Origin of the sequence: Vibrio sp. Vb0304 (genome assembly GCF_033338995.1) — a bacterium.
Lineage (GTDB): Bacteria > Pseudomonadota > Gammaproteobacteria > Enterobacterales > Vibrionaceae > Vibrio > Vibrio alginolyticus.
This window is the reverse complement of sequence record NZ_JAWOTT010000018.1, coordinates 33,212-47,967: the sequence shown is the minus strand read 5'-3', so window position 1 is coordinate 47,967 and position 14,756 is coordinate 33,212. Positions and strand designations below refer to the sequence as shown.

At 44.5% G+C, this 14,756-nt stretch carries 16 protein-coding genes; 4 read left to right on the top strand and 12 right to left on the bottom strand.

The window, feature by feature from the left end; translation table 11 throughout:
• Positions 1-109: 109 nt before the first annotated feature.
• The 3 genes from R7P35_RS18300 to tsaA all read right to left on the bottom strand — a co-directional run bounded on the left by R7P35_RS18300 (position 110) and on the right by tsaA (position 3,479).
• Complete coding sequence (locus tag R7P35_RS18300) at positions 110-778, bottom strand: tellurite resistance TerB family protein (RefSeq protein ID WP_042521399.1); 669 nt, start codon at positions 776-778, stop codon at positions 110-112.
• 178 nt (positions 779-956) lie between these two features.
• On the bottom strand, positions 957-2,672 hold the full coding sequence (locus tag R7P35_RS18295) for a proline--tRNA ligase (RefSeq protein WP_042521401.1): 1,716 nt from the start codon (positions 2,670-2,672) through the stop codon (positions 957-959).
• 111 nt (positions 2,673-2,783) lie between these two features.
• On the bottom strand, positions 2,784-3,479 hold the full coding sequence (gene tsaA, locus R7P35_RS18290; RefSeq protein ID WP_005380294.1) for a tRNA (N6-threonylcarbamoyladenosine(37)-N6)-methyltransferase TrmO: 696 nt from the start codon (positions 3,477-3,479) through the stop codon (positions 2,784-2,786).
• Between the two features lie 123 nt (positions 3,480-3,602).
• Between tsaA and R7P35_RS18285 the strand changes: the two genes are divergently transcribed.
• The 3 genes from R7P35_RS18285 to R7P35_RS18275 all read left to right on the top strand — a co-directional run bounded on the left by R7P35_RS18285 (position 3,603) and on the right by R7P35_RS18275 (position 5,808).
• Positions 3,603-3,863, top strand: a complete 261-nt coding sequence (locus R7P35_RS18285; protein WP_005380295.1) for a type B 50S ribosomal protein L31 — start codon at positions 3,603-3,605, stop codon at positions 3,861-3,863.
• Positions 3,864-3,866: 3 nt separating this feature from the next.
• On the top strand, positions 3,867-3,992 hold the full coding sequence (gene ykgO / locus R7P35_RS18280) for a type B 50S ribosomal protein L36 (RefSeq protein WP_005380299.1): 126 nt from the start codon (positions 3,867-3,869) through the stop codon (positions 3,990-3,992).
• A gap of 229 nt (positions 3,993-4,221) precedes the next feature.
• Positions 4,222-5,808: an AbgT family transporter gene (locus R7P35_RS18275; protein WP_005380301.1), complete on the top strand. Its 1,587-nt coding sequence runs from the start codon at positions 4,222-4,224 to the stop codon at positions 5,806-5,808.
• Positions 5,809-5,914: 106 nt separating this feature from the next.
• Here R7P35_RS18275 and R7P35_RS18270 read toward each other — a convergent pair whose 3' ends face one another.
• The 8 genes from R7P35_RS18270 to R7P35_RS18235 all read right to left on the bottom strand — a co-directional run bounded on the left by R7P35_RS18270 (position 5,915) and on the right by R7P35_RS18235 (position 13,079).
• The gene (locus R7P35_RS18270; protein WP_017820762.1) at positions 5,915-6,988 is read right to left on the bottom strand and encodes a hypothetical protein; all 1,074 of its coding nucleotides are present in this window, start codon (positions 6,986-6,988) and stop codon (positions 5,915-5,917) included.
• Entirely contained in the window at positions 6,985-8,097 is a 1,113-nt protein-coding gene (locus R7P35_RS18265; RefSeq protein ID WP_318092455.1) for an ATP-grasp domain-containing protein, read from the bottom strand. The genes R7P35_RS18270 and R7P35_RS18265 overlap by 4 nt, the downstream gene beginning before the upstream one ends.
• Positions 8,085-9,353: a F390 synthetase-related protein gene (locus R7P35_RS18260; RefSeq protein WP_373920937.1), complete on the bottom strand. Its 1,269-nt coding sequence runs from the start codon at positions 9,351-9,353 to the stop codon at positions 8,085-8,087. Before R7P35_RS18260 ends, R7P35_RS18265 begins: the two co-directional genes overlap by 13 nt.
• Positions 9,341-10,204, bottom strand: a complete 864-nt coding sequence (locus R7P35_RS18255; protein ID WP_258458535.1) for an MBL fold metallo-hydrolase — start codon at positions 10,202-10,204, stop codon at positions 9,341-9,343. The genes R7P35_RS18260 and R7P35_RS18255 overlap by 13 nt, the downstream gene beginning before the upstream one ends.
• Positions 10,173-11,159 (bottom strand): NAD-dependent epimerase/dehydratase family protein, encoded by a 987-nt coding sequence (locus tag R7P35_RS18250; RefSeq protein ID WP_042521405.1) that lies wholly within the window; start codon positions 11,157-11,159, stop codon positions 10,173-10,175. Before R7P35_RS18250 ends, R7P35_RS18255 begins: the two co-directional genes overlap by 32 nt.
• A complete protein-coding gene (locus tag R7P35_RS18245; protein ID WP_169644372.1) occupies positions 11,156-12,145 on the bottom strand; it encodes a ketoacyl-ACP synthase III in 990 nt (329 codons plus the stop codon). Before R7P35_RS18245 ends, R7P35_RS18250 begins: the two co-directional genes overlap by 4 nt.
• A 194-nt stretch (positions 12,146-12,339) precedes the next feature.
• Entirely contained in the window at positions 12,340-12,789 is a 450-nt protein-coding gene (locus R7P35_RS18240) for a YaiI/YqxD family protein (RefSeq protein ID WP_005380310.1), read from the bottom strand.
• Entirely contained in the window at positions 12,786-13,079 is a 294-nt protein-coding gene (locus R7P35_RS18235) for a hypothetical protein (protein WP_005385336.1), read from the bottom strand. The genes R7P35_RS18240 and R7P35_RS18235 overlap by 4 nt, the downstream gene beginning before the upstream one ends.
• 931 nt (positions 13,080-14,010) lie before the next feature.
• Between R7P35_RS18235 and R7P35_RS18230 the strand changes: the two genes are divergently transcribed.
• Positions 14,011-14,496, top strand: coding sequence for a GNAT family N-acetyltransferase (locus tag R7P35_RS18230; protein ID WP_005385338.1), 486 nt, complete (start codon positions 14,011-14,013; stop codon positions 14,494-14,496).
• On the opposite strand, the gene R7P35_RS18225 is transcribed toward R7P35_RS18230, so the two are convergent.
• The gene (locus R7P35_RS18225) at positions 14,456-14,755 is read right to left on the bottom strand and encodes a DUF3301 domain-containing protein (RefSeq protein ID WP_005380315.1); all 300 of its coding nucleotides are present in this window, start codon (positions 14,753-14,755) and stop codon (positions 14,456-14,458) included. The genes R7P35_RS18230 and R7P35_RS18225 overlap by 41 nt on opposite strands.
• Position 14,756 lies beyond the last annotated feature (1 nt).

The window sequence follows — 14,756 nt, the reverse complement described above, 5'->3', positions numbered from 1 at the left end:
TTTCTTTCCACTAAATGATAACTTATCTCAATATACACACAGCGGATTTGAAACTCAAAGTACAGAGTTGTTTTGGCTCAAGTTGAAGGTTTGCTTGAGCGAGATTTAATCACTGCATTTGTGCTTCTAACTGCTGAGTGACTTCTGGTGAAAGTTGAAGTTGTTTTGCTAGTTCTTGCAGATACGCTTTTTCCATAAAGTTTTGTTCATCAGCGACGATCAAAGACGCTAGGTAAATTTCTGACGCTTGTTGAGGAGAGGTCGCCTGATTAGCAATTTCAGCAGGATCAAGCGGTTTGTTTAACTCTTGCTGAACGAGGTGACGAACGTGCTCATCTGCGCCCATATCCGCGAGAGCTTGTTCAATGCGCGCCATTTCCTCTTCATCAACGTGACCATCAGCTTTTGCAGATCCAATCATTGCTTTTAAAATTAAGACACTGTGTTTACTGTCATCGGGGTCAAAGGTTTCTTGAACACCTTGACCGGATTGCTTGGCTTGCCAGTCGTTATACACTTTGTAGGCCAAGGCTCCAAGCGCAGCTGCGCCACCGACTTTTAATGCGTTTGACCCTATTTTTTTAGTCATTTTTTTACTTTTCTTTGAGCCCATCAGCATACCGATGAGGCCTCCGCCTACAGCACCTGCTCCTAGCGTTTTTAGACTACTTGAATTTGATGAGGATTTGATGTTGTTGGTTTGTTTGCCCAATGCATCTGCACCTTGCTTAAGTAAGTCTGATTTGAGTGCTTGGTTTAGAAGACTTTTTAAATCCATAACTGACCTCCTTTAGATGATGAAATCAGTTTAATAGCAAGAAGCTGAACCAAAGATTAACAAAGTGAATAGTTCGAAAAAGGTGGAGGGAGGATGTTGAGCTGTAATAAAAAGGGCTGACCGAAGCCAACCCTTTTTAACTATTTGAAACTACTTCAAATGCGAACTCGTCTAGTGCTTACTTTAGTTGAGCTTTTACGTGCTCAACAATGTCAGTCATTGCGACTGCTGTTTTCTCACCAGTAGCACGGTTCTTGTATTCGAAGTTGCCTTCTTTCATTGAGCGGTCACCGATAATAATGGTATGCGGTACACCAATAAGCTCCATGTCAGAGAACATTACGCCTGGGCGTTCTTTACGGTCGTCAAATAGCACTTCGATGCCCATTGCTGTTAGCTCAGCGTACAATTTCTCAGCGGCTTCTTTCACTTCTTCTGACTTGTGCATGTTCATTGGAACGATCGCTACCTGGAATGGTGCGATTGCATCTGGCCAGATGATGCCGTATTTGTCGTGGTTTTGTTCAATAGCAGCCGCTACTACGCGAGTGATACCGATACCGTAACAACCCATTTCTAGGATGACGTTCTTACCATCAGGACCCAGTACACCACAGTTCATCGCTGCGGAGTAAGCGTTACCTAGTTGGAAGATATGGCCAACTTCGATACCACGCTTAAGCTGGATAATGCCCTTGCCACATGGGCTTGGGTCACCTTCCACAACGTTACGTAGGTCTTCAACTTGGCCAAGCTCTACATCACGACCCCAGTTAATACCGAAGTAGTGTTTGCCATCGATGTTCGCGCCCGCACCGAAGTCGCTCATTACCGCAACGCTGCGGTCAACAATGAACGGCAGTTTAAGGCCAACAGGGCCAAGTGACCCTGGGCCTGCACCGATAAGCGCACGAATTTCTTCTTCAGGTGCCATTTCCAGTGGAGCTGCAACCTGAGGAAGGTTTTCTGCTTTCACTTCGTTCAGTTCATGATCACCACGAATAATAAGCGCGATGATTGGCGCATCAACTTCGTCAGATGCTTTCACAAACAGTGTTTTCACTGTTTTTTCAATTGGTAGTTCGAACTGCTCAACCAATTCAGCGATTGTTTTCGCGTTTGGCGTATCAACCAACGTCATTTCTTGTGTTGGTGCCGCAGCCTCAGAGGCTGGAGCTAGTGCTTCTGCTTTTTCAATGTTTGCCGCGTAATCTGACTCGCTAGAAAATGCGATGATATCTTCGCCGCTTTCAGCCAGTACGTGGAACTCTTGAGAGCCGCTACCACCGATAGCACCGCTATCTGCAAGTACAGGACGGTAATCCAGACCCATGCGATCGAATGCTTTACAGTAAGCATCATGCATTGCGTCGTATGACTTTTGTAGTCCGTCTTTATCAATGTCAAAGCTGTACGCATCCATCATTGAGAATTCACGTGAACGCATTACGCCAAAACGTGGGCGTCGTTCGTCACGGAATTTAGTTTGGATTTGGTACAGGTTTAGCGGAAGCTGTTTGTAAGAGCTCACTTCATTGCGAACAAGGCTAGTGATCACTTCTTCAGCGGTTGGGCTAAGTACAAACGGACGAACATGACGGTCAGTAAAGCGAAGTAGCTCAGGGCCCATCTTTTCGCTGCGGCCTGTCTCTTCCCATAGTTCAAACGGCTGAACAACGGGCATCAAAGTTTCGACTGCGCCTGCATTGTCGATTTCTTGACGAACGATGTTTTCGACTTTACGCAGTACACGTAGACCAGTAGGTAGCCAGGTGTATAAACCTGAAGCCAGCTTACGGATCATACCTGCACGTAGCATGAGCTGGTGGCTCACTACTTCTGCGTCGTTTGGAGTCTCCTTCAGAGTAGAAAGAAGATAATTACTGGTACGCATTAAATTTATCCGTTTATTTAAGTTAGATACTCAAGCTTGAATAAGCAGGAGTATGGGAGTGCCCGAAAGGGAAATTTGTTAGCCGTCTATAATATCAGCCAATTGCGTTTGTCAAAAGCTTTCAATAGCGGTAACCGTTATTAAGTTGCTTGTTGCTGTGAACTTTACGTTCAAGTCGAACAAATTTACCGCATATTCTTTGTCGTCCGGTTTGTTTTTCTTATATGCAGGGCGAGGATCTTGTGCCAGAACTTGTTCAATGACTGATCTTACATAGTCAGTATCGGATCGATTTTCTATCGTTGCTAATGCTTGAGCAGAAAAGGTGACTTGTGACTTTTCTGGCTCTTGGTCTGCGTATCCGCCTTGTGCTTCCGAAATAGAATCCGAATAGGGGATATAAGGCTTAATATCCACAATCGGTGTCCCATCCACGAGATCTACACTGCCTAAATCAAGATAGATTTGATCGCCTTGCTTAGTGACTCCTTTCACTTCAACGGCTGACATTCCGATTCCGTTTGGACGGAAAGTCGAGCGCGAGGCAAAGACACCAATTCGTTCATTGCCGCCTAATCGTGGCGGACGTACAGTTGGTTTCCAACCAGCTTCCAGATTCTGATCAAATAGAAACAACAACCAAACGTGAGAGAACTGTTCTAGCCCACGCACTGCTTCAGGGCTATTTGCTGCACCTAACAGTTTTACGCGTGCTTTAGCCTCTGGTACTAAGCGTGGTTGGCGCGGAACTGCAAACTTTTCTTTGTACGGTGTCTCAATGACGCCGATGGGTTCGATGGAATACATGGTGGACATCTTTAAGAATTCATTGAGATGAAAAGTATCACAAATTTCTCTTGCTTTTCTTGTTGATAATGATTATTAATTAAAATGTTATAACATAACAATTTAATTGAAAGGAAAAGTATTATGAAACCAGGAATCCACCCTGAATATCGTCCTGTGGTGTTCCACGACACGAGTGTAGATAAGTACTTTGTCGTTGGTTCTACGTTGAAAACGGAGAGAACCATCGAATGGAAAGATGGCAAAACTTACCCTTACTTTACGTTAGATGTGTCGTCAGCTTCTCACCCGTACTACACCGGTAAACAGCGCGTTGTACAAACCGAAGGTCGCATTGCGAACTTCAACCGTCGTTTTGGTCAATTTAAGAGCGAAAAGGAATAAATCATGAAGGTAGTAAAATCATTAAAAAGTGCAAAAAGTCGTCATCCGGATTGCCAGATTGTAAAACGGAGAGGGCGTCTTTATGTCATTTGTAAAACGAACCCGAGATTCAAAGCTGTGCAAAAGTAATCAACCTGCATATATCTAACTTATGGTTTTGTTTAATTGATAATATTGAGTTAATTATCTTACATGGATGAAATATCTACATTTTTATTCAATGTTGGTTATAAATGCCTCTGTTCGTCACAGTTTGTAACATTTAGGGCTTTTATTTGACCTTCTACTCAAGTACCCTTCGCACGCTTTTTGACATTTTTGTCACATTTGCATAGGAATAAAAACAAGGAGGGAACAGATGAGTTCATCTGATTCAATTAAACAAAACTCGCCTAAGAAGCCGCTGTTTACGCGCTTTTTGGATACTGTCGAATATTTGGGGAACTTATTACCCCACCCGATCACACTATTTGCCATTTTCTGTTTAGCCATTCTGGTGATGTCGGGTATTGCAGGATACTTCGAAGTTTCCGTAGTTGACCCTCGTCCTGAGGGTGCAAAAGGTCGTGCCGCGGATGGCATGATTCATGTCGTTAGCTTGCTTAACGCTGATGGCCTTGAGCTAATCGTTACCAATCTAGTGAAAAACTTTGTCGGCTTTGCACCTTTGGGTACGGTATTGGTTGCTATGTTGGGTGTTGCTATTGCTGAATACTCAGGCTTGCTATCTGCAGCAATGCGTGGCTTAGTCATGGGTGCATCTCAACGCATGGTAACAGTGACGGTCGTTTTCGCGGGTATCATTTCAAATACGGCATCAGAGCTTGGCTATGTGGTACTTATTCCACTGGCTGCAATGCTGTTCCATTCTTTAGGTCGTCACCCACTTGCCGGTCTTGCTGCGGCGTTCGCTGGTGTATCTGGTGGTTACTCAGCAAACCTACTTATTGGTACGGTTGACCCGCTGTTGTCAGGCATTACTGAAACGGCGGCGCAAATGATCGACCCAACTTACACTGTTGGTCCAGAAGTTAACTGGTACTTCATGTTTGTGTCGACATTCTTCATTGCAATCACAGGTGCGTTTGTTACTGAAAAAATTGTTGAGCCAAAGCTTGGCAAATACAGTGAAGAAGAAGCCTCAGAAGATTTGTCGAACGACAAAATGGGTGGCTTAACAGACATTGAGAAGAAAGGCCTAAAACTAGCAGGTGTTGCTGTACTGGTTGTTTCAGCGCTGCTTGCTTGGACGGTTGTTCCAGAAGACGGCATTCTACGTTCTGATGCAGGTACAATTGCAGGTTCACCATTCCTGAAAAGTATCGTGGCATTCATCTTTGTGTTCTTTGCTATTCCAGGCTTTGTGTTTGGTAAAGTTGTTGGCACGATGAAGACGGATCGCGATGTAATTGATGCAATGGCGAAATCTATGTCTTCTATGGGCATGTACATTGTATTAGTTTTCTTTGCGGCTCAGTTCGTTGCTTTCTTTAAATGGACTAACTTCGGTCAGGTATTCGCGGTTGCTGGCGCTAGCTTCCTGCAAGAAATTGGCTTAACTGGCCCAATGTTGTTCTTTGCCTTCATCCTGATGTGTGGATTTATCAACCTAATGATTGGTTCGGCATCGGCACAGTGGGCAGTAACGGCTCCGATTTTTGTTCCTATGTTGATGCTTGTTGGTTATGCACCGGAAACGATTCAGGCTGCTTACCGAATTGGTGACTCGACGACAAACATCATTACTCCAATGATGAGCTACTTTGGTTTGATTCTTGCCGTAGCGACTCGTTACATGAAGAACTTAGGTATCGGTACGCTGATCGCGACCATGCTACCTTACTCAATCTGCTTCATTGTAGGTTGGAGTGTGCTGTTCTACCTATGGGTATTCGTATTTGGTTTACCAGTAGGCCCTGGCGCAGCAACATACTACACACCGTAGAAAACGGTTACCTCACACAGCTCCATTATAAAAAGCCTGCGAACGTCGCAGGCTTTTTTATCGATTGAGACTGTGTACGCAGGCTTACCTGATTATAGATGTCGGTTTATAGCTGAAAACGCATCAACAAAGGGCGATAAAAGTGCTGAGTGAGCCAGCATAAGCTTTTCCAAATTATGCGTTTGTACCAAGGTAAGTGCGCAATATAAACATAGCTAAATTCAATTTCTGGCCGGGCTTTTCTGTTGCGTTTAAAAGCCGGAGCACCTGAGCTCATATTAAAGCGACGCTGGAATATCATTGCGTGGCGGATGGTATAGGCCGATATTCGACGATACAATGCGAGGCGTTGTGGCTTATTGGTATCGTAGCCAAAAATTGGGCAAGTCATATCATTATCAATTTCTACAATGCCTAACGTAGCCAGCATCTCTTCTTGATAAAACAGTCCCACTAACTGTACTAATTTGTTCTGGCTCGCCTGTTTTAAATATTGGGTTGAAAACTGTATGTTATTGAGGCTGTATTTATCAAGGTAAAGCATGTCATATAACTCTTTGGCACGCTGAAACTCTTCATCAGTGGTCAGTGGCCTAAACTGCCAATCTTTATCATTAAGCAGTTTGAAGTCTTTCGTTAAATCTCGGTTGAAGCTGAACGCTTGCCAATCATCAAGTAAATACACTTGTCGTGTTACCAAGCTTTGCCATTTTGGCTGCTTCAATCGCTGAATTAAGTGTAAATGCTGACGCTGGTTGAGGGAGCGAAGCACCAAGGGAAAGGTGGGGTATTGATCGCGTGCGACGCGACGCAGTTCATCGAGATTTAAGGCTGCCCATTGTTCGCTATACATATTGGTGGACAAGCACTGATTGTTGAGCGTTTGGACTTGATCCAATCCAGCCAGTGATAAGATTGGTTTAGTCATATTAATAAGTAACTTACATACCCATCGAACAGCCACATTTTTGACTTTGTGAAGCTCTTCTTCGGCGTAGCCACTAAGCAGTGTCATAGGGGAGACTGCATAACAGTTGTTTGGTATTTTTGGTGTTACGGAGTAAGGAATGGCAACGTCATCGATATAGTAGCAACCAAAGCTTGCTGTGCATTCATCAATAGGATTTGACTGCATGAGAGTGATAAAGGTTTGATGCCATTCTTGAGAGGAAAGTGTCATGAGTTCAATGCCTCTCCATTCCACTCAATATCAACGGTAGAAGCGTCGCTCCACTTCGTCTTGTTCTGCCTAGCTAACCGGAGTAATTCAAACATACTCCGGATTTGGCTCCCGACCGGTAAGTTATGCTGTTGCATCACATTCACTCCAGACCACCAATCTAGCCAAGTTCGAGCCTTGAACAGGGATAACCCGCCTTCAGCGATGAGTGTTATTGGACCTAAATGATGCAATCGCTGCTCGGAAGGACTGGTAAACTCCATATTAGGAAGCAGTTGGTTGCATCGAGACGAGAGTAGGTGCAAACCACTGGTGGCTCTTGGGTTACATTCAATCACGTAGAGTTCATCTTGTGATTTGATGAAGTCAAACGACACTTGCCCATGATAAGTATGACGTTTACCAAAAGCTGCGATAAATGTATCTAGTCGTTCGCACGAGATCGGCTGAAAAGCACTGGCGGCCGAGCCGTTTACACAGTATTTCGGCACATAAGCTTGGTGTGCTTTAAGGTCACCATGTTCAAAAATGGCATAGTTACACACCGGAGTCCCATGGATTTTTTGTTGCTGAACCCAAGGGTAAAGGGGCGATATCGTGGCGGCAGAAATAGACTGATTTGTCACATCTCTTATGACTTGCCCGCCAAACCGAGAGTAAACGGGCTTTAGAACGGTTCTCTTATTAATTTCAATCTCACTTTTATCAGCGACCAAACGAGTTTTTGGAAGTGTGATTTCTGGCAAACTTTGAAGCTGTTCAAAGACGGTCAACTTGTTGTGCAGGGCATTGAGTAGTCCCACATTGGGCAGAAAAAAATCTACTTCTGGGCATTGTTTGGCAACATGAGCCAAGTAATACACTTCTTCACAAGTGGGTATCACTATATCAATACGCATCTGAGTAATGATTTTTAGGATCTGCTGTTGATAGGTGGGAAACGCAAATCGAGGTGAAGCGGTGGGGATATAAGACTCGATGCCTCGCAAAAACGATCCTAGAGGTTTTTTTAGCGAATCGGTGAGAATTACTTCATGTCCATGATGCATACACATGGTTGCCCACTCTAGTGCAACTGGTGATCGGGCTCCGGTGATTAAGACCCGCATATGTTCACCACACGTCGTTGTTTATTCATTGGCGTCCAAATAGGCGCAGGGCGGTAACTAAATCTGACAGGATCAAGCCGCAATTGGTCAAACAACTTTATCAAGGCTTGATGTATAACCCGATGGTGGTGAACATCCGCTTCAATTTGAATGGCTTGTGACCCTGTTTGGGTGATTCGGTAATCCACGCGACTTTGGGCGGATAGTGTTATAGCGCGGTAGATGAGATCTGGTAACACCGTCACTGGGACGTGGTTTGCGTTTAGCGTGAGGCGATCACCACATCGTCCGGCAATTGCGCCAAGAGGTTCAAATACGCCATTATCCTGTTTATTCTCAATAATATCGTCGAGCTGATAACGAATAATTGGCTGAGTTTTACGACGAAAATCCGTAATGATTGGGCTGTAATGAGTACGTTCGGTATTCAGCCAATGTTTTTCGATGTAAATAACATCTTGATTCCAGCGCATTTGTCCATGCTGATCCGTACATGCAAGAAAACCTTCAGTACATTGATAGACTTCATGGAGTTCGCTGTCGAACCGTTGAGAAATAAAGTGACGGTCACTCTCGGTTAGGACTTCTGCACCAGAAATGATCCGCTGTGGTTGAATTGCGGGTTGACCAAATTGACCGCTGAACTGGGCGCAGAGCTGAAGAGCTTGCGCACTACCAACCAAAAGCGTGGGTTGGAACTTATCTAGCTCTTTTATCCATTCTTGGTAAGGTTTGGTTAAATCGGCATAAAAAAATGTTACAGGCCCTTTCGCGACGGATTTATACAGTGGGCTGTTGGCGCGCAAGGCTAGCGCAATTCGGTGCTTTTGCCATAGGTTGGGCAACAGGCGAGCCAATATATTGCCAGCCCACAGTTGCGTTTCCTGTTTGTCAGCAAGAAACAACCCGCGCATGCCTGATGTGCCCGAAGAAAGCCCAACAGTAACATCGCCAACTTTCGAAGCGGCGAAGTTGCGTGACTGTTCTGCTTCGAGTGCTTGTTGCATTAGCTGTTCAGCATCTAGGCCTTTCGTATTCAACTCCGAGAGGCTCTCCATCATGGTTTGCTTATTCATGATAGGGAAATCACTAAGTGCTGCACCTTGAAGTGAGCGGTAATACGGTGAATGACAGCATACCCAATCTAGGTGTTGCGTTAAATGTCGTTGCTGCCATGTTTCGACTTGTTCTCTTGAGCCGAAAGGGCGGTAGCGGGTTCGCCAGAATTCTGAGATAAGCGTTATCACTTCATCCACCCTTCTTTGATTAGCTGCCGGATAGTTTCCTGACAATGTGAAGGCACGAAGCGAACAAAGTGGTGGGTTTGTTGGTAGCAACTTCTCAATTCGGCGAGGGTGTTTTTATAGGCATTTGTGTCATCGCAAAGCATGTTCGCCAGCCAATGCTGATCAATATTTTCACTCAAGCTCTCGATTAACCAGCATGCATCGGCGAGTAAGAATAGCCAACCTTGGTCTCTTTTAACCAGCAAGCCCACTTGGCCAGCTGCATGGCCTGGCAAGCTAACCATATAAATGAATCCGTCGTCGAACATGTCTTTACAGAGCAAATTAACACCTTGGCACTGAGGAAGAATTTGGCTGATTGGTACAGAAAAATCACTATGAATGAATAAGTTAGGTTCAAGCTGTGGAGGAAGTAGAGCTTTTAGGTATCCTTTTCTTACGCCTCCAATTCGACCACTTTTAGTAATTGCATCTACCCCTTTTTGTTGGCAATGCAATTGAGAGTGGGAAAACTCAGACACGGCAGCAATGTGATCAGCATGGAAGTGGGAGAGCACTAAGTGTTCAATATCATGAGGTTTGAGACTTTCTTTTGCTAACTGCGCAACAATTCCGTGTTCTTTTTTATAGCGACAAGGTGTTGTCCAAGCATAAAAACGTTCAGGGAAGGGACGAGTCGCGCTAAAAAAATGCTCGTGATATCCCGTGTCGAACAGGATGTTGCCTTGCGTTGGGTGCTGAATTAACGCAACGGCTGCCGGAAATGCTCTAGGCTTGATACCAGAACCTGGTTTGACAACAAAGCCTGGGTGTACGCAGTGTCCAGCCTCAAAGATTTTTATTTTTAGACCAGTTTGCATACTGCTGTATTCCTTCTTGAATTGAAAAAAGCGGTTGGTAATTCAGTGTTTGTTTCGCCTTGCTGATATCCAGAGTTTGATGATAGTTAAACAATCCTGCGCTGTATGAGGTGAGCCTTGGTTCTGGCTGATGTGGTAAGTGCCTTCGTATTTGCTCACTGAGCTTTAATAATGGTGATACCACACCGTATGGTAATGATTGTAACGTTACTTTTAGGTTTAACCCCTCACATAAAGCTTGCAGAACAGTCTCAATTGGCATTGGTTCGTTGTTGGAAATGTTGAACACATCACCATGCTGAAGTTGGCCTGCCTGAGTGCAAGCGAGCATCGCTGCATGGGCAACGTTGTCTACATAGGTCAGATCAACCACAGGATTTCTACCCGATGGCAGAAGCAGAGTGTTGTTTTTTATCGCCTTAAGCACTCTTGGGATAATCGCGCGATCATTGGGTCCAAAAATGCCACGCGGTCTTAAAATGATCGCTTTGCTTTGGCCTTTTACGGCTTCAATTTCCGATAGGTATTTTGTGTGTGCGTAATCATTACACCAGTATGAAGCTATGGCGTCGGTTTCTCGAATATTCCAACGGTCTTGATGGTCAAAGTAGACGCTGGTGGACGAAATATGGATAAAACGCGAGATTTGATGCGTATTAGCCGCATTGACGAGGTTTTTGGTGGCATCTACATTGGCTTGATAAAACGCCTGCCACTTTCCCCATGGGCTTGAGAGAGCGGCACAATGGATGACTGCATCCATACCTTGGCATACCGCATGAACTGCTGAGTGGTCTCTTAAATCGACTATATGGGGGATAACATCGAATTGCTCGGCGAGTTGTTTAGCGATGACTGTATTTCGTGCTATAAAATGCAGTTCATGCTGCTGGTGAAACATTCTCAGAATTGCGCTACCCAACATCCCGCTGCCACCAGTGACCAATATCTTCATAGTTTTAGCACTCCCATCCCTAGCGACAACCCTGCGGCGGTGCCAGCTAATAACACATGTTTTCCTGCGGTTTCTGGCTGATTACGCAGCCAGTGTAAGTTAATTGGGAGTGAGGCGGCGACTTGGTTTCCCAAAGTCGAAAAGTGATTAACGGTTTTCTCTGTTGGTAGCCCGGTGAGTGAAGACAGTTTTTTTAATCCATGCGCGCTGGCTTGATGAGGAAGAAAATAATCAATATCGCCGAGTGTTACCGGAGAGGCGTCAAACCCTTTTTTTAGAAACGCTGGTAAGGCTTTACGCACATGTTTAAAGAGTGCTTTGCCCTCCATCTCAAACTGGCAACTTTTTAAATAGGCTTGATGCTCGGAGGTATGCGGATTGATATGACTACCTCCGCCCTTAATTTGACAAAATGAATACCCGGTATGATGCGTTTCAAAGTGACTGGTGAGCAATCCATCATCGTTGTGTTCTTCGAGCAAAAATGCGGCGGCACCGTCCGCGAATAAGGTTGCAACTTCTGGTTTGAGCGTAAAATTTCGATTCAGTGTGATGCCAGTGGCGAGTTCGCTGGTGACAATAAGAATCCGACGGTACCGTTTTGCTAAGAATAGACTCTGAGCAAGATCAAGCGCAGAGAGAAAGGATAAACAGGTGCTGTTCAAATCAAAGCTTTCTAGCCATGTTGGAGCGTCTAACGCGGCGAGAACCGCTGAAGCGTCGTAGGGTAGAGACTGGTGGTGTGTACCGCTAGCGTAGATAAGGAGATCAACGGAGCTTAAGGTATGTGTGTTTCCTAAACACTGCTCTATTGCCTGCACCGCCATGTAAATAGCGGTCTCTTTTGTATTGGCTACATGACGATATTCAACGTCGAATTTATTTCGGCAGGTCCCTGGCGCTAATTTTAGGAAGTGATCCATCTCTCGATCAGACCATTGATTCGTTGGCAGGTAGCTTCCACTGGAAACGATGTTAAAGCCCATTATTCTCTATACACTTATTAAAAACGTCGTTCAAAATAAACCACGTTGCATATTGAAGCTATGGTGAGCGAGATGAAAAATAAACAGAACAAAACAAATGGGAGTAAGAGCACGCTTTGGGTGCAATGCTGAGAATGAATTTTCAGGAATGAGCCAGGCTTTTATTTGCTGGCTCAATTTGAATAGAGTGAGGGTTACTTCTTAAATTTCGCCAAAATACGATCCAAATGGTTTGCAAATTCGCGTCGATCGGTTTGAGAAAGCGCGGCGGGCCCACCTGTCTGAATTCCGCTTGAACGCATGGTTTCCATAAAGTCGCGGATATTTAGGCGAGCTTTGATGGTGTCTTTTGTATAGAGCTCGCCACGAGAACTGAGGGCTTGAGCGCCTTTAGAGATAACCTCATCTGCAAGCGGAATATCTGACGTGATCACCAAATCGTTGGCTTCTACACGCTTGACGATTTCGTTGTCTGCGATGTCAAATCCCGCAGGGACTTGTAGCGAATGGATGTTGTCTCTTTTCGGCACAGGGACAACGTGGTTAGCGACAAACGTACATTCAATCCCCGTACGCTCGGCGGCACGCACAATGGTTTCGCGAATAACTTTTGGACACGCGTCTGCATCTACCCATAACTTCATGATGATTTCTCATTTAGCTTGGCTTCTAGCTCTTCAATACGAGCCACTAATTTTTTCACCGTGCTTTCTAGCGCTGCAAGACGATCATTATCGGTGTGCGCTTGTGCTGCGACTTCAACCTTGGGAACACGCTGAGCACTTTTCCAACTTTTTATTGCGGTGATTAATGCAGGCATTGGGACGGGCGTTTTCAAGCGTGCTTTCACTAACGCTACGGTTGGTTCTTTTCCTTGTTGTTGCAGTTGTTCCATTACCGCTTCTAATTCTTTAGTAACGTCTTGAGTTAACATTTTTAATCCTTAACAACGATATATCTATCATCATACGTTGAGTGCGCTAATTTGGCGAATGGCATTTTGGAGAGTGTAGTGTGAGAGATCTCTTACATAGGTTGTGAGAGAAAACGATTTCGTAAGCGGGAAAAGAGAAGATAAAGAGCTTAAGTTTATGATAAATAATGATTTAACAACTTGTTAACCAATGTGAGAGCCAAATATTTATCTTGGATAGATTGTCTATTTTTGGAAAAGGCGTAAATTGAGAGTTGTCAGCAGGAAGCAGACATGGAACAGGAAAGCACCAAGGATTTGGTTATCGTCAGGAAGACGATTTGGTTGGTCAGGATGATTAATCAAGCATGGAGCGTAGGACATTGTAAGGATACGATCATCAATAGGATGTTGATGACTAAGGATAGACAATGGACCCTCTAGGATTGAGGTTATGGACAGCATCAGGAAGATGCAAGGGACACCGCTCAAGGAACAAGTGACGTGTGCTAACGAGGAATGTTAGCAGTCAGGATGATAAGGACACCGCTAGGACGGCGACGTAAGGAATAAGCTGACGGAATCAGCCACTATTATGGATGATGCATGGAGCACTTTTAGTAGCCGGACTGCTGCGAGTAAGACCATGACCCCGATACTTATGTGTCGGGGTCTTTCTTATATAAAAACGATATCCAGTGTTCTCATTGAATTAAGCATCTCGATGTTGCTTGGGGATATCAATATCACAAAATATATAAATTCCTAATAACACTTAATAAAAAACAACTCAGATCAATATCCTTTCCAACCAGTTGGTTTAACTTTCGGCTTCTCTACAAGGTGTTATGCCCGCAATCATTGAGCATGTTCAGCTCATCGAGTTTGTGATCTGCGGATAGATTAAGTTTGTTGTAATCAAGGAACAGATGTGGCCATAGTAACCAGAAGAATGCTTCTTCTACCCTACAATGAGTCGTTGCAACTAGAATTCGTCATGCTGAATTGCTGTGCGAAAAACCGTGCTGAATTGAATGGTCCGTATACAGTTGCGTCTGCCAAACAGATGTTTGAGAAAATACTGGATGATGAGAACATTTATAGTATGGCAGTGCTAGAGAGCACCAGTCGTGACTATATGGGGCACGTGTTTATTGCTAATCTCGATTCCGAACCTGAATTAGGGTTTATTTTTGATAAATCATATTGGGGTAAAGGGTTAGCAACAGAAGCACTAAAAGCATTTTTCCCCAAAGCGTGCCGTGAGTTGGGCTTGAATAAGGTGAAAGCTAACGTGAATAGCAATCATCAAGCTTCTATGGCGGTACTGAAAAAGCTGGGATTTGTTAAAACAAAAGAAAGTAAGGATATATATGGTCCTTACTTTGAAATGGAATTTACAAGCGATGCGGTGGTAGGTGAAAGTTCTGCGGCCTGAAACCGACCATGGTTAACTCTCCTTGGTAGCAATCGTCACCAAGAGATGAAAACTCAAATTGATACACCGTATGCCAACGCCAGACTCCGTCTGGCGTTTTTAGTTTATGGGCACCAAAGGCGATGCTGATTAATTGGAGATCCAATTGCTCACATTTACGCGTGATGGCCGCTTTTGCGAGTTCGGCTTGGCGACGCTGTTGCCAAAACAGGTAACAGAAAAAGCAGAGCCCTAAAATTGCTAAAAGATCACCAATCATT

What these genes read in the sequence shown, in the direction of transcription:
- R7P35_RS18300 (WP_042521399.1), bottom strand. Translation starts at nt 778, where the DNA reads ATGGATTTAAAAAGTCTTCTAAACCAAGCACTCAAATCAGACTTACTT.
- R7P35_RS18295 (WP_042521401.1), bottom strand. Translation starts at nt 2,672, where the DNA reads ATGCGTACCAGTAATTATCTTCTTTCTACTCTGAAGGAGACTCCAAAC.
- tsaA (WP_005380294.1), bottom strand. Translation starts at nt 3,479, where the DNA reads ATGTATTCCATCGAACCCATCGGCGTCATTGAGACACCGTACAAAGAA.
- R7P35_RS18285 (WP_005380295.1), top strand. Translation starts at nt 3,603, where the DNA reads ATGAAACCAGGAATCCACCCTGAATATCGTCCTGTGGTGTTCCACGAC.
- ykgO (WP_005380299.1), top strand. Translation starts at nt 3,867, where the DNA reads ATGAAGGTAGTAAAATCATTAAAAAGTGCAAAAAGTCGTCATCCGGAT.
- R7P35_RS18275 (WP_005380301.1), top strand. Translation starts at nt 4,222, where the DNA reads ATGAGTTCATCTGATTCAATTAAACAAAACTCGCCTAAGAAGCCGCTG.
- R7P35_RS18270 (WP_017820762.1), bottom strand. Translation starts at nt 6,988, where the DNA reads ATGACACTTTCCTCTCAAGAATGGCATCAAACCTTTATCACTCTCATG.
- R7P35_RS18265 (WP_318092455.1), bottom strand. Translation starts at nt 8,097, where the DNA reads ATGCGGGTCTTAATCACCGGAGCCCGATCACCAGTTGCACTAGAGTGG.
- R7P35_RS18255 (WP_258458535.1), bottom strand. Translation starts at nt 10,204, where the DNA reads ATGCAAACTGGTCTAAAAATAAAAATCTTTGAGGCTGGACACTGCGTA.
- R7P35_RS18250 (WP_042521405.1), bottom strand. Translation starts at nt 11,159, where the DNA reads ATGAAGATATTGGTCACTGGTGGCAGCGGGATGTTGGGTAGCGCAATT.
- R7P35_RS18245 (WP_169644372.1), bottom strand. Translation starts at nt 12,145, where the DNA reads ATGGGCTTTAACATCGTTTCCAGTGGAAGCTACCTGCCAACGAATCAA.
- R7P35_RS18240 (WP_005380310.1), bottom strand. Translation starts at nt 12,789, where the DNA reads ATGAAGTTATGGGTAGATGCAGACGCGTGTCCAAAAGTTATTCGCGAA.
- R7P35_RS18235 (WP_005385336.1), bottom strand. Translation starts at nt 13,079, where the DNA reads ATGTTAACTCAAGACGTTACTAAAGAATTAGAAGCGGTAATGGAACAA.
- R7P35_RS18230 (WP_005385338.1), top strand. Translation starts at nt 14,011, where the DNA reads ATGCTTCTTCTACCCTACAATGAGTCGTTGCAACTAGAATTCGTCATG.
- R7P35_RS18225 (WP_005380315.1), bottom strand. Translation starts at nt 14,755, where the DNA reads ATGATTGGTGATCTTTTAGCAATTTTAGGGCTCTGCTTTTTCTGTTAC.